The 13,815-nt window shown below is 73.6% G+C and carries 9 protein-coding genes; all 9 read left to right on the forward strand.

Features of this window, described 5'->3' with window-relative positions; all coding sequences use genetic code 11:
- Positions 1 to 211 precede the first annotated feature (211 nt).
- The 9 genes from ACFYZ3_RS01925 (at position 212) to ACFYZ3_RS01965 (ending at position 13,725) form a co-directional block, all read left to right on the forward strand.
- On the forward strand, positions 212 to 1,294 hold the full coding sequence (locus tag ACFYZ3_RS01925) for a cysteine synthase family protein (RefSeq protein WP_388513340.1): 1,083 nt from the start codon (positions 212 to 214) through the stop codon (positions 1,292 to 1,294).
- On the forward strand, positions 1,291 to 2,760 hold the full coding sequence (gene argH / locus ACFYZ3_RS01930) for an argininosuccinate lyase (protein ID WP_388513343.1): 1,470 nt from the start codon (positions 1,291 to 1,293) through the stop codon (positions 2,758 to 2,760). Before ACFYZ3_RS01925 ends, argH begins: the two co-directional genes overlap by 4 nt.
- A complete protein-coding gene (locus ACFYZ3_RS01935; protein ID WP_388513345.1) occupies positions 2,757 to 3,998 on the forward strand; it encodes an ATP-grasp domain-containing protein in 1,242 nt (413 codons plus the stop codon). Before argH ends, ACFYZ3_RS01935 begins: the two co-directional genes overlap by 4 nt.
- The gene (locus tag ACFYZ3_RS01940; RefSeq protein ID WP_388513347.1) at positions 3,995 to 7,315 is read left to right on the forward strand and encodes an amino acid adenylation domain-containing protein; all 3,321 of its coding nucleotides are present in this window, start codon (positions 3,995 to 3,997) and stop codon (positions 7,313 to 7,315) included. Before ACFYZ3_RS01935 ends, ACFYZ3_RS01940 begins: the two co-directional genes overlap by 4 nt.
- A complete protein-coding gene (locus ACFYZ3_RS01945; protein WP_388513348.1) occupies positions 7,312 to 8,205 on the forward strand; it encodes a kinase in 894 nt (297 codons plus the stop codon). Before ACFYZ3_RS01940 ends, ACFYZ3_RS01945 begins: the two co-directional genes overlap by 4 nt.
- Positions 8,206 to 8,293: 88 nt before the next feature.
- Positions 8,294 to 10,498, forward strand: a complete 2,205-nt coding sequence (locus ACFYZ3_RS01950; protein ID WP_388513350.1) for an MMPL family transporter — start codon at positions 8,294 to 8,296, stop codon at positions 10,496 to 10,498.
- A gap of 50 nt (positions 10,499 to 10,548) precedes the next feature.
- Positions 10,549 to 11,736, forward strand: a complete 1,188-nt coding sequence (locus tag ACFYZ3_RS01955) for a sensor histidine kinase (RefSeq protein WP_388513352.1) — start codon at positions 10,549 to 10,551, stop codon at positions 11,734 to 11,736.
- A 2-nt stretch (positions 11,737 to 11,738) separates the two neighbouring features.
- Positions 11,739 to 12,386 carry a response regulator transcription factor gene (locus ACFYZ3_RS01960; RefSeq protein WP_361015002.1) on the forward strand — a complete coding sequence of 216 codons (648 nt, stop codon included), beginning with the start codon at positions 11,739 to 11,741 and terminating at the stop codon, positions 12,384 to 12,386.
- 94 nt (positions 12,387 to 12,480) lie between these two features.
- Entirely contained in the window at positions 12,481 to 13,725 is a 1,245-nt protein-coding gene (locus tag ACFYZ3_RS01965) for a sensor histidine kinase (protein WP_388513355.1), read from the forward strand.
- The last annotated feature ends 90 nt before the right edge of the window (positions 13,726 to 13,815 follow it).

Genomic DNA, 13,815 nt, shown 5'->3' on the forward strand with positions numbered 1-13,815 from the left:
CGCGCCGGCAGCCACCGGTGCCCGGACGAGGCTGTCGGGCCGCACTGACGCCCCGCTGACAGGGCGGCCCCGCCAGGGGTGTCAGCCGCCTGTCAGGCCGGCGCGCCAGCATGGACCGTACGGGAGCGTCCGCCCGAAGCGGCCGACGCCGCCGCACGCCTCCGCCCTCTCCCGCAGGAACCTCCTGTCCGCCCGCGAACCCAGGAGCACCATGCCTCCGGCCACCTCGACGTACCCCTCGATCACCGAGGCGACGATGATGCCGCGCCTCATCAGGATCGGCCCCAACCTCTACGGCGCCGTCTTCACCCTGATGAAGCTGCTCCCCGCCCACTACATACTGCAACGCGCCGAGGAGCGGGGTGAGCTGGGGGACGACACGGTCATCGTGGAGACCACCTCCGGCACCTTCGGACTCGCCCTGGCCATGCAGGCCGCCCTGATGCGGCGGAAGCTGATCCTGGTCAGCGACCCGGCCATCGACGCCAACCTGTACCGCAGGCTCACCGACCTCGGCGCGCGCGTCGAGATCTGCCGGGAGCCCGCACCGGTCGGCGGCTTCCAGACGGCCCGGCTCGACCGGCTCGCCGAGATCCGCGCCGGACTTCCCGACAGCTTCTGCCCGGAGCAGTACAGCAACCCGGACAACCCCCGCTCGTACGGCACGGTCGCCGACCAACTGCGGCGCACCCTCGGCACCGTCGACTGCCTGGTCGGCCCGGTCGGCTCGGGCGGATCCATGTGCGGCACCACCCGCGCCCTGCGCGCCCACACCCCGCACACCGTCGCCCTCGGCGTCGACACCCACCGCAGCGTCCTGTTCGGCCAGCCCGACGGCCCGCGCGAGCTGCGCGGACTCGGCAACAGCCTGTGGCCGGCCAACCTCGACCACCCGGTCTTCGACGAGGTGCACTGGTTGTCCGCGGCGGAGGCCTACGCCAGCACCCGGGCGCTGCACGCCCGGCACGCCCTGTTCCAGGGCCCCACCAGCGGCGCCGCCTACCAGGTCGCCCGCTGGTGGGCCGGCCGCAACCCCGACCGCACGTGTGTGGTGATGCTCCCCGACGAGGGCTACCGCTACCAGGCCACGGTCTACGACGACGCCTGGCTCGCCGCGGGCGGCCACACGGCGGCGGACCGGCCCGCCGAACCCTCGCGGGTCACCGACCCGGGGGCGGTGGGGGAGCGCTGGTCCCGCCTCGTGTGGCGACGGCGGTCCTACGACGCGGTACCCGGCGTCGTGCCGCGCGCCGCCGCGCCCGGTGCCGCGCTGCCGGAAGGGGCCCTGTCGTGAGCGGCCGCGGCGAGGACACCGGCCGCCTCACCGGCACCCTCGCCCCGCGCACCCGCCGCATCGTCTACGGCGAGCAGAGCCCCGGCGAGATCCGCCGCGAACTCGAACCCATCACCACCGTCGACCTCGCGCACGTGGTGATGCTCGCCGAGAACGGGCTGCTGCCGGGCGAGGCCGCGGCCCGGCTCATCGACGCCGTACGGCGGCTGCGGGCCGGCGGCTTCCGGGAACTGGAGGGCCTGGACGCCCCGCGCGGCGCCTACCTCATGTACGAGGGCCACCTCTCCGCCGAACTGGGGCCCGACGTGGGCGGCAGGCTGCACACCGCCCGCTCCCGCAACGACATCAAGGCCACCGTGACGGCGATGCGGCTGCGCGACGAACTGACCGGCCTGCACGGGGAGCTGATGCGCCAGCAAGGCGTACTCCTGGCCCGCACCCGCGCGTACGCCCACGTCGTCATGCCCGTCTACACGCACTTCCAGCCCGCGATGCCCGTCACCTACGGCTACTACCTGGCGGGCATCGCCGCCGCCCTGGACCGGGACCTCGCGGCGCTGCGGCACACGGTCGGCGAACTGGACCGCTGCCCCCTGGGCGCGGGCGCCGTCGCCGGCACCGACCTGCGGGTCGACCCGGAGCGCACGGCCGTCCTGCTGGGCTTCTCGGCGCCGCCGCTGCACGCCACCGACGCGGTCGGCGCCCGCGACACCCTGCTGCGCGGGCTCGCCGTGACCGCGTCCGCCGCGGTCACCCTCAGCCGCCTCGCCACCGACCTGCAACTGTGGAGCACCCAGGAGTTCGGCTTCGTCGACTTCCCCGAACGGCTCGTCGGGGGCAGCTCCGCGATGCCGCAGAAGCGCAACGCGTTCCTGCTCGAACACGTCAAGGCCAAGGCGGCCCTCGCCATCGGCGCCTGGACGGCGGCTGCCTCGGCGATGAAGTCGACCCCGTTCACCAACTCCATCGAGGTCGGCACGGAAGCCGTCTCCGCGGCCTGGCCGGCCCTGGCCGCCGTGCGGGACGCGATCCAGCTCGGCCAGGTCCTGGTCTCCGGGGCGCGCCCGGCCGCCGAGCGGATGGAGACCCGCGCCAGGGAGGGCTTCGTGACGGCCACCGTCGTCGCCAACCGGATGGTCGCGCAGGGCGTCCCGTTCCGTACGGCGCACCACACGGTCGGCACGGCCGTGCGCAGGGCGGTCGAGTCCGGCGCCACCGAACTCGCCGCGCCGACGCCCGACGGACCGCGGACACCCCCAGCCGCACTGCACGAGGTGGTCGCGCAGCTGAACCGCGGCGGCGGCCCCGGAGAGTGCGGCAAGGCGCTGGACACCCTGCTCGGCCGCCTGGGCGAAGAGGCGGACTGGGCCGCCGCGCACCGCGCACGGCAGCGACAGGCACGTCGGCTGCTGGACACCGAGGCACAGGCGATCGTGGCGCGCTACGCGCCGGGAGGCACCCGATGAACGGCACCTGGATGGCCTTCGTGGAGAGCAACACCACCGGTACGGGACGGGAGTTCTGCGCCGCCGCCCGCGCCCGCGGCCTGCGGCCCGTGCTGCTCGCCCGCGACCCCGGACGCTACCCCTACGCCGCCGAGGACGCCGTCGACACCCGGCTCCTGGACACCTGTGACCCGGACGCCGTGCTGCGCGCCCTGACCGGTCTCACCGCGGACGGCGGCCTCGCGGGCGTCACCTCCAGCTCCGAGTACTACGTCGCGACGGCCGCCCGCGCCGCCGCGGCGCTCGGACTGCCCGGGCCCGACGGTGCCGCGGTGGCGGACTGCCGCGCCAAGGACGTACAGCGGGAACGGCTCCGCCGCGCCGGGGTGCCGGTACCGGCGTTCGAGGCCGTCGCGGACGCCGCGGCGGCCGTCGCCGCGGCCGAGTCCCTCGGCCACCCCGTCGTGCTCAAGCCGGTCAGCGGCTCGGGCTCGGTCGGCGTACGCCTGTGCCGCGACGCCGACGAGTCCCGCCGGTGGGCCCGGCGGCTCCTGGACGACGGCGCCAACGCCCGCATCCTGGTGGAGGAGGCGGTGCACGGGCCGGAGTTCTCCGTCGAGACCTTCGACGGCGAGGTCGTCACGGTGGTCGCCAAACACGTGGGCCCGACACCGTACTTCGTGGAGACGGGCCACGACGTCCCCGCCGCCGCCCCGCGTTCCACGACCCACGCCCTGGGCGAGACCGCGCTGCACGCCCTGTCCGCGCTGGGCCTCGGCTGGGGTGCCGCCCACACCGAACTGCGCTGGTCCGCGGGCGGCCCGGTCGTCATCGAGGTCAACCCGCGCCTGGCGGGCGGCATGATCCCGGTCGCCGTGCGGGCCGCGCTGGGCCTGGACCTGGTCGACGCGGTGGTGGCCCGTGCCGCGGGCCTCCCGGCCGCCGCCCCCGGCACCGGCGCGGGCCACGCCGCCGTGCGCTTCGTCCGGGCCACCCACGAGGGCCGGGTGAGGGCCGTACGGGGACTGCGCGCGGCCGCGGCGGCCCCCGGGGTCCTCGCCGCACGCGCGAGCACCGCACCCGGCCGCGACCTGCGCATCACGCACTCGTTCCAGGACCGGCTGGCCTGCGTGGTGGCCGCGGCGCCCGCCCCGGTGCAGGCCGTCCGCCGCGCCGTGGCCGCCGCGGATCTCATCGAGGTCGACGTGGAGCCCGTCCCCGCCCCGCACCCTTCACGAGAGAGGGCCGCCACCCCATGACCGCGACGAGCCACTCCGGCCGGGCCCCCGAGGAAGCCCGCCCGCACACCGCGGAGTTCACCACCGCCGTCCCGCGCTGGCGGGCCCCGCACGCGGGCGGGCCCGGCGTCGGCACCCACCGGACCGGCATCCCCCGCGACCTGGTCGACGGCCTGGAGGACACCGCCCGCGCCCTCGGCACCGACCTGCCCGTCCTGCTGCTCACCGCGCACGCGCGCGTGCTGGCCACCCTCACCTCCGAGCGCCGCGTCGTCTCCGGGTACCTACCGCCGGAGCGGGGGGCTTCGCCGCGCGCCCTGCGACTGACCGTCGACCCCTCCACCTGGGCCGGGCTGAGCGAGGCCGTCGCCGCCGCTCCGCAGGCGGCGACCGGGGCGCCCGACGCCGCGCCCGACGCCGTGCTCGACCTGACCGGGCTCACGACCGGCACCCCCGGCACCGGCCCGGGGGCCGTGCTGCGGTTCGCGTGGGCTCGGGACCCCGGCGGCCTCACCCTGCACGTGACGTACGACCTCGGTGCCTTCGACGGCCACCACGCCGCACGCCTGGCCGGATACCAGCGGGCCGCCCTGCGCCTGCTCGCCGAGGACCCGACGGCCCGTCACGACCGCCGCAGCCTGCTCTCCCCGCAGGAGACCGCGACCCAGCTCTACGAACTCGCCGGTCCCCGCGTCGACGTGCCCGCCCTCACCTTCGTGGACCTGTTCCGGCAACAGGCGCGCAAACGGCCCGACGCCCCCGCCGCCGCCCACGGCGACCGGACCTGGACCTACCGGGAGCTCGACGCGCGCTCCGACCGCGTCGCACGGCTGCTGACCGCGGCGGGAGCGGGCGCCGAGGACGTCGTCGCCGTCGTCATGGACCGCACCCTGGACTGGATCGCCAGCGCCATCGGCGTACTCAAGGCGGGCGCCGTGTACCTCCCGATGCCGGGCGGGCTGCCCGTGGAACGCCTGGCCGTCCAACTCCGGGAGGCCGTCTGCGTGCTGGCCCTCACCGACCGCCACTGCGAGAGCGCCGTACGCAAGGCCGCCGCCGAACTCGAGGGCAACGGCCCCGCGGTCGTGACCGTCGAGGGGACGGCGACCGGCCCCGACGGCCCGCTGCCCGAACCGCCCGCTCCCGAACAGGCCGCCTACATCTACTTCACCTCGGGCTCCACCGGCGCCCCCAAGGGGGCCCTGTGCGAGCACGCGGGCCTGCTGAACCACCTCTGCGCGAAGATCGGCGACATGGGGCTCGCGGCGGGCCGGGGCCAGGTCGTGGCGCAGACCGCGTCCGTGGGCTTCGACATCTCCCTGTGGCAGTTCGCGGCGCCGCTGGTGGCCGGCGCGACCACCCGCATCATCGACACCGACGTGCTGCTCGACGTCTCCGGGTTCCTCGACGAACTCGTCGACCGCAAGGTGACCGTCGCCCAGACCCTGCCCGCCTACCTGGACGTCCTGCTGCGCCACCTGGAGCGCCACCCGCGCGATCTCGGCGCCCTGCACACCCTCTCCGTCACCGGCGAGGTCCTCGGCCTCGAACTCGTCCGCCGCTGGTTCGCCGCCCACCCCGGCATCCGCCTCGTCAACGCCTACGGCGCCACCGAGGTCTGCGACGACACCATGCACGAGGTCCTGGACGGCGTCCCGGCGCGCGGCTTCGTGCCGCTCGGGCAGTCACTGCCGAACGTCAACACCTACGTACTCGACCACAACCTGGAGCTGGTTCCCCTCGGCACGACCGGCGAGATCGCCTTCTCCGGCGTCTGCGTGGGCCGCGGCTACATCAACGACGAGGAACGCACCCGGCAGTCATTCGTCCCCGACCCCTTCCGCGCCCACACCCGCATGTACCGCACCGGGGACTTCGGCCGCTGGCTGCCCGACGGCCGCCTGGAGTTCCTGGGCCGCCACGACGAACAGGTGCGGATCCGCGGCTACCGCATCGAGCTGGGCGAGATCGAGCACCACCTGGCGACCATGGCGGGGGTGCGGGACGTCGCGGTCGTCATCGACGGCGGCCCCGGCGCTACCCGCACCCTCGTCGCCTTCCTCACCACGGACGAGGCGGACCCGGCCACGGACGAGACGGACCCGGCCACCGACGACGCGGCCGCGCGGGCCCGCGACTTCCTCGCGGGGCTGCTGCCCGACTACATGGTGCCCACCTACTGCCACCGGCTCGAACGGCTCCCGCTGACCGCCAACGGCAAGGTCGACAAGACGGCCCTGGCCGAACTCGCCGGCACCCTCGGCCACGGCGGTGCCACCCGCACCGCCCCGGCCACACCCGAAGAACGGCGCCTCGCCGTGGCCTGGGCCGAAGTGCTCGGCGTCCCCCTGGAACGGATCGGGCGGGACGACAGCTTCTTCGCGCTCGGCGGCACGTCCCTGGCCGCCGCGCGGCTCCTCGTCCACCTCGGCCGCCGGCTGACCCTCGCCACCCTCGTCGCCCACCCGGTCCTCGCCGACCTGGCCCGCGCCCTCACCCGCGGCCACCCCGGCGCGTCCCGGCGCCCGAACCGCCCCAGGCTGCTGCATCCACTGCTTGCGGTGCGCAGCCCGCACCACACCCTGGTCTGCTTCCCCTACGCCGCCGGGAACGCGGTCAACTACCGCGCGCTCGCGCGGGAACTGGAGCGCGACGGCGTCGCCGTGTACGGGGCCGAACCGCCCGGCCACGACTTCGCCGACCCCGACGAACCCCTGCTCGACGTGCCGGAGCTGGCCCGGCGCGCCGGCGACGAGATCCTCGCCCGCATCACCTCGCCCGTCCTGCTGTGGGGCCACGGCGCCGGCGCCGCCGCCGCACTGGAGACCGCGCGGCTGCTGGAGGCGGCCGGCCGGCCCGTCGAACGCGTCTTCCTCGGCGCCCAGCTGCTGCCCGACACGGCGGTGCTGCGGGCCGAACTCGCCGAGCTGGCGGCCGTGGACCGGCGCACGCTGCTCGGCCGGCTGCGCGGCGGCCACGCCTACGTGGAACTGGACGGGTACCAGCCGGAGCGGGCCGAGGTCGCCGACCGTGCCTACCGGCACGACGTGGACACCTCCCACCGGCACCTCATCCGGCTCCAGGAACAGCCGCGGCCGCACCGCCTGGCCGCCCCCGTCGACGTCGTCGTGGCCCGCGACGACCCGCAGACCGCGCAGGCGGCACGTGCCGTCGGCGCCTGGCGGGCGCTCGCCGAGCGCGTCACGCTCCACGAACTGGACGACGGCGGCCCCTACTTCATCACCACCCGGCCGGCCCTCAGCGCGGCCCGGATACGGGCGGCGACCACCCGTACGCCCGTGCGGGACAGACCCGTCGAGGACAGGAGTCGCACGTGACCACGACCGACTACCGGCAGGTGGCCGCCACGGGGGTCAGCACCGCCTTCGGCACCTTCGGTGAACTGCTCCAGGGCGCGCTGCCCGAGGAGGACGGAGACTTCCTGGTCACCCTGCCGGTGGCCCGCTGGTCCACGGCACGCTTCGTCCTCACCCCGGACCACGCCCGGGTGACCGTGGAACCGGGGCACAAGAAGAAGGCGCTGCGGCTGGCCGGGATGATCCTCGACGACGCCGGAAGACCCGGCGGCGGGACGCTGGTCATCGACAGCACCCTGCCCGAGGGCAAGGGCCTGGCCAGTTCCTCCGCCGACCTGGTGGCCACCGCACGGGCCGTCGCCAACGCCCTGGGCGAACCCATGCCGCCCCGCCGGATCGAGTCGTACCTGGCCAGGATCGAACCGACCGACGGCGTCCTGTACCCGGCGATCGTCGCCTTCCACCACCGCAGCGTGCGGCTGCGCGCGGAACTCGGCTCGCTGCCCCCGATGACGGTCGTCGGCATCGACGAGGGCGGCGCCGTAGACACGGTCGCCTTCAACGCCATACCGAAACCGTTCACCACGGCCGACCGGCGGCAGTACGCCCGCCTCCTGGACCGCATCACGCGCGCGGTGGCCCGCCGCGACCTGGCCGAGGCCGGCCGCGTGGCCACCGAGAGCGCCCGGATGAACCAGGTACTGCGCCACAAGAGGTCGCTGGAGCCCATGATCCGCGTCTGCGAGGACGTCGGCGGCCTCGGCGTCGTCGTCGGACACAGCGGCACCTCGCTCGGGATCCTGCTGGACACCACGGCGCCCGACAGCGCGGGCCGGCTCGCCGCCGCCGCGCAGCGGTGCCGGGAACTGGAGGGCAACGTGACGGTCTTCCACACCCTCAGCTTCCACTGAGCCGGACGGGGGTCCACCAGTCGGTGGACCCGAAGTTCAACCGGTCGCCGCTGTCGGCACCACACCCCGGACGAAGAGCATGGATGCCATGAAGAATCTCACCGTACGCATGGCTCGTTGGAGCGCCGTCCACCCCTGGCGGGGCATCGTCGGCTGGTTCGTGTTCGTGGTCCTGTGCCTCGGCGTCGGCATCTCCGTCGGCACCAACGAGGCGAGCACCGAGGACTTCCGCATCGGAGAGGCCGGACGCGGCGAGGCGATCGCCGCCGAGGGCGGATTACAGCAGCGCCCCGTCGAACACGTCCTGATCACCGCGAAGCCGGGCACCGGAAAGATCGACATCGCCGCCGCCGACTCGGCCGCCGCCGACGTCGCCGCCCGGATGGCGGGACTGCCCGAGGTACTCACCGTCGAGGACCCGGTACGCAACGCGGACGGCACGGCGGTGCGGGTCACCGTCACCATGAAGGCCCCGGAGCGGGAGGGCAAGGACCACGTCGACCCGCTGATCGAGCAGACCGAGGCCGTGCAGGAGGCCAACCCCTCGCTGCGCGTCGAGGAGACCGGATCGCCGTCCATCAGCAAGGGCGTCGACAAGCTGCGCGGCGACGACCTCGCGCGCACCGAGATGATCGCCCTGCCGGTCACCCTCGTCACCCTGCTGCTGGTCTTCAGCTCCGTGGCCATGGCCCTCGTGCCGCTGCTGCTCGCCCTGTCCTCGATCGCCGCGGCCGTCGGCCTGTCGATGGTGGCCTCGCACGTCTTCCCCGACAACGGCATCGGCATCAACATCATCCTGCTGATCGGCCTCGCCGTCGGCGTCGACTACACGCTCTTCTACCTCAAGCGCGAACGTGAGGAGCGGGCCCGCGCCGGCGGCAAACTGAGCCCGCAGGCCGCCGTCGAACTCGCCGCCGCCACCTCCGGCCGGGCCGTCGTCGTCTCCGGTCTCGCCGTCGCCGTCTCCAGCGCCACCCTCTACCTCGCCGACGACGTCATCTTCTCGTCCATCGCCACCGGCGCGATCGTCGTCACCCTCGTCGCCGTCGTCAGCTCCCTGACCGCACTGCCCGCCCTCCTCGCCAAGCTGGGCATGCGAGCCGAGCGCCGCGCCGAGCGCCGGGCCGCCCGGGGGCTCGCACCGAAGAAGCAGAAGACGCACCTGGCCGGCTCCGGCCGCCTGACCGCCGCCGCGCTGCGCCCCGTCGGCAAGCACCCCCTGGCCACGCTCACCGTCGCCGTGGCCGCGATGCTCGCTCTCGCCGCCCCGGTCCTCGGCCTCAACCTCACCGACATGGGCCGCGAGACGCACTCCCGCACCATCGAGGCCATGCAGGTCTACGACCGGCTGAACGCGGCCTACCCGGAGCTGAAGGCCATGCACCAGGTCGTCGTCCGCGCCGACGCCGACCGCTCGCCCGAGGTGACCGCCGCCCTGCGCGAACTGGCCGCCGACGTCAAGGACGACCCGCGACTGAGCGGCGACTCCCGGCTGAGCACCTCGCCCGACAAGCGGATCAGCATGCTCCAACTGCAGGTCCCGCACCACGTCAGCAGCGACGAGGCCCAGTCCTCGCTCAAGGACATCCGCGACACGTACCTGCCGGAAACCGTCGGCCGGGTGCAGGGCGCCGAGGCCGCGGTGACCGGTGACGTCGCCCGCTACGCCGACTACCCGGTCCACCAGGAGAAGAAGCTGCCGCTCATCCTCGGCGCCCTGCTCCTGGTGACCTTCGCCATGACCGTGTGGGCGTTCCGCTCCGTGGTCCTCGGCCTGGTCGGCATCGTCCTCAACCTCCTGTCGGCCGCCGCCGCGCTCGGCGTGCTCGTCATGGTCTTCCAGCACACCTGGGCCGAAGGCCTGCTCGACTTCACCTCCACCGGTTCGATCGGCGCCCGCGTCCCGCTGTTCCTCTTCGTGATCCTGTTCGGCCTGTCGATGGACTACCAGGTCTTCGTGATCAGCCGGATCCGGGAGGCCGCCCTGCGCGGAGTCCCGACCCGCCAGGCCGTGATCGAGGGAATCGGCAGCTCGGCGAGCGTGGTGACCAGCGCCGCCGTGGTCATGGTCACGGTCTTCGCCAGCTTCGCGGCCCTGCACATCATCGAGATGAAGCAGATCGGCTTCAGCCTCGCGGTCGCCGTCCTCCTGGACGCCTTCGTCATCCGCATGCTGGTCCTGCCGTCCATGATGCTGCTGCTCGGCGGCGCCAACTGGTGGCCCTCGCGGGCGGTGCGCCGAGCCCTGCGCAGCACCGAACCGGCCCCCCGCACCCTGGAGTCGGTAAACTGATCGACTCGACCGTCGGCCCCGCAACTCCCCTGCGAGCGAGGTGACTCACCGTGGCTCAGTGGCAGCAGCAGCCGGGCGACCGGCTCGTGCCGGACCGCATCCGCGGATGGTATTCGGCAGGCTGGCTCCTGTTCGGCCTGCTGCCCCCGGCCGTCGCCGTGTTCGACGCGTCGCCGGCCCGGAGGTACTGGGTCCTCGGCCTGCTCGCACTGATCGCGCTGTGTCACCTCGCCGTCGTCACCCGGCAGGACAACCCCGTCCTGCGGCCCCGCACCTACCTCGCCGTCCTCGGTCTCGTCCTCGGCGGGACGTCCTACCTGCTGGACGGCGGGGCCGCCTTCTACATGGTGTCCCTGCCGCAGTTCTGGCTCTTCGCCCGCACCCCGCGCGACGCGGGCGCGCTCAGCGGGGCCGCCGCCGCCCTCACCGTCCTCGGCAGCACGCTCGGCCAGGGCTGGAGCCCCCAGTTCCTCACCGGCAACGTCGTGCTCACCATGGTCGCCTACGGCGTCGGCCTGGGCCTGGGGCTGTGGGTGCACCGCTTCGTCGGCCAGAGCAACGAACGCCAGGAGCAACTGACCGCCGAACTCGCCGTCACACAGGAGGAACTGGTGGCCGTGTACCAGCAGCAGGGCGCGGCCGAGGAGCGTGAACGGATCGCCCGGGAGATCCACGACACCCTCGCCCAGGGCTTCGCCTCCATCGTGGTGCTCGCGGAGGCCGCCCGCGCCGCCACCGTCACCGACCCCGCACGCTGCGTCGAACAGCTCACCTCCATCGAGCAGACCGCCCGCGAGAACCTCGCCGAGGCCCGGGTGCTCGTCGGCTCCGCCCCCGAGAGCGGCGTCGCACCCGGCTCCCTGGCCACCACCCTGCGCCGGACCCTGGACCGCTTCGTCCAGGACACGGGCCTGACCGTCACCGCCGAACTGCGCGACATGGAGCTGGACCAGCGCACCCGCGTGGCCCTGCTGCGCTGCACCCAGGAGTCCCTCGCCAACGTGCGCAAGCACTCGGGGGCCTCCACCGTCGGCGTGATCCTCACCGAACTCGCCGGCGTCGTCGAGCTGGAGATCACCGACGACGGCTGCGGCTTCCTCGTCGAGGAGTCCCACGGCTTCGGCCTCGACGGCATGCGCCGGCGGCTGGCCGAACTCGACGGCGAACTTTCCGTCACCAGCTCCCTCGGGGACGGCACCCGTATTCTCGCCAGCCTTCCCACGCACAGTCAGGACTGACCATGACCGACACCGCAGCCGGCCGGATCCGTGTGGTCGTGGTCGACGACCACGCCGTGATGCGCGCCGGAGTCATCGCCCTGCTGACCAACGAGCCCACCATCGAGATCGTCGGCGAGGCGAGCGACGGCCGCGAGGGCGTGGGTCTCGTCGAGCGGCTCGCCCCCGACGTGGCCCTGGTCGACCTGCGCATGCCGGTACTCGACGGGGTGGCCGCCACCACCGAGATCGTCGCCCTTCCCGTCGCCACCCGGGTGCTGATCCTCACCACCTACGACACGGACGTCGAGATCGAACGAGCCGTGGAGGCCGGCGCCGTCGGCTACCTCCTCAAGGACACCACCCGTGACCAGCTCGCCGACGCCATCCGCTCGGCGGCGCGCGGTGAGACGGTCCTCGCGCCCAAGGTCGCGGAGCGACTCGTGGCCCGGATGCGCCGCCCCGAACCGGTCGTGCTCACCGCCCGCGAACGGGACGTGCTGCACGCCGTCGCCGACGGCCTGTCCAACGCCGAGATCGGCCGCCGCCTGGTCATCGGCGAGGCCACGGTGAAGACGCACCTCCTGCGGGTCTTCGCGAAACTCGACGTCAGCGACCGCACGCGCGCCGTCGTGGTCGCCCTGGAACGCGGACTGCTCGTGCGCTCCTGAGCCCGTCCGAGGTTCGGCAACCCCATAGGTGATCCACATCCTGCTCGCCTATGCTCCACAGCGGGGACGGGGCTGCGCGAGAGGGGATTCGAACATGACGTACCGTCACACACCCTTGCGCCAGGCGGTCGAGGACCCCGGACAACCGGAGGAGGCCCCCGGCGGCAGCGGCACCATCCCCGCCCCGCGGCTGGGCCGGTTCGTGCTCCTCGCGGCCCTGTTGTGCTACTCCAGCATCACCCTGCTCAACATCCTCAGCTCCCACTCCTCCGTCGTCGAGGTGTCCGCGGCGACCCTGTGCCTGCTCGGCATCCTCGGACTGCAGGTGCTGCACTCCAGACCCGGTGCGAACCTCGCGTCCACCGGCCAGAAGGCCCTGACCCTGGGCGTCCAGGCACTTCTGACCTACCTCCCCCTCCTCGTCTTCCGGACGCAGTGGGGCTCCATGGCGGGTTTCCTCGCGGGCTCCCTCCTGCTCCTCCTGCCGCCGCGGCAGGCCTGGCTGCTGTACGGGGTGGTGGGCGCCTCGATGCTCGCCCCGCCGCTGCTCGTCGACCTTCCGGTGGTCGAGACGTTCTACTACGTCCAGTCCACCCTGCTGACCGGGCTCGTGATCTTCGGCCTCACCCGGCTCGCCGACCTGATCCGCGTCCTGCACGAGACCCGCGGTGAACTCACCCGCGTCGCGGTCACCCAGGAACGCCTCCGGTTCGCCCGGGACCTGCACGACCTGCTCGGGTACAGCCTCTCGGCGATCACACTCAAGGGCGAGCTGATCCACCGCCTGCTGCCCGCGCACCCGTCCCGGGCCAAGTCCGAGGTCAAGGACGTCCTCACGATGTCCCGCCAGTCGCTGGCCGATGTGCGCATCGTGGCCAGCGGCTACCGCGACATGTCCCTCGAGGACGAGGTCGGCTCGGCCCAGTCCGTGCTCAGCGCCGCCGACGTGCGCGTCGTCGCGCGGGTCAGGACCGGGCGGCTGGACCAGGAGCTGGAGACCGTGTTCGCGACGGTGCTCCGCGAGGCGGTCACCAACGTACTGCGCCACAGCCGCGCGACGTTCTGCGAGATCGCCGCCGAACGGGACGCCGGCCAGGTGCGGCTGATCGTCGTCAACGACGGGGCGGCGAAAGGCCATCGGGACCCGTCACCGCACAGCGGAAGCGGCCTGGGCAACCTGCAGACCCGGCTGCGCGCCGTCGACGGCAGCCTGAGCGTGGAGCAGGACGACGACGGCATGTTCCGGGTCGTGGCCCGCGTTCCCGAACAGCGCAGTCCCGGCGGCGCGGCCGGCGCGGACTGGGAGGACCGGGCGGGCGACAGCCAGTCGGCGGCGTGACCCGGTCGGCGGCGTGAAAATTGAATTGTTTGCGCTCTCAACGGTGTTGATAAGCTGCCGGGACTGATCGCTGTGCCAAAAGGGGGGCGC

Origin of the sequence: Streptomyces sp. NPDC001599, assembly GCF_042893535.1 — a bacterium.
In the GTDB taxonomy this organism is placed as follows: domain Bacteria; phylum Actinomycetota; class Actinomycetes; order Streptomycetales; family Streptomycetaceae; genus Streptomyces.

Coding starts and splice junctions, on each gene's coding strand:
- ACFYZ3_RS01925 (WP_388513340.1), top strand. CDS start 212: ATGCCTCCGGCCACCTCGACGTACCCCTCGATCACCGAGGCGACGATG.
- ACFYZ3_RS01935 (WP_388513345.1), top strand. CDS start 2,757: ATGAACGGCACCTGGATGGCCTTCGTGGAGAGCAACACCACCGGTACG.
- ACFYZ3_RS01940 (WP_388513347.1), top strand. CDS start 3,995: ATGACCGCGACGAGCCACTCCGGCCGGGCCCCCGAGGAAGCCCGCCCG.
- ACFYZ3_RS01950 (WP_388513350.1), top strand. CDS start 8,294: ATGAAGAATCTCACCGTACGCATGGCTCGTTGGAGCGCCGTCCACCCC.
- ACFYZ3_RS01960 (WP_361015002.1), top strand. CDS start 11,739: ATGACCGACACCGCAGCCGGCCGGATCCGTGTGGTCGTGGTCGACGAC.
- ACFYZ3_RS01965 (WP_388513355.1), top strand. CDS start 12,481: ATGACGTACCGTCACACACCCTTGCGCCAGGCGGTCGAGGACCCCGGA.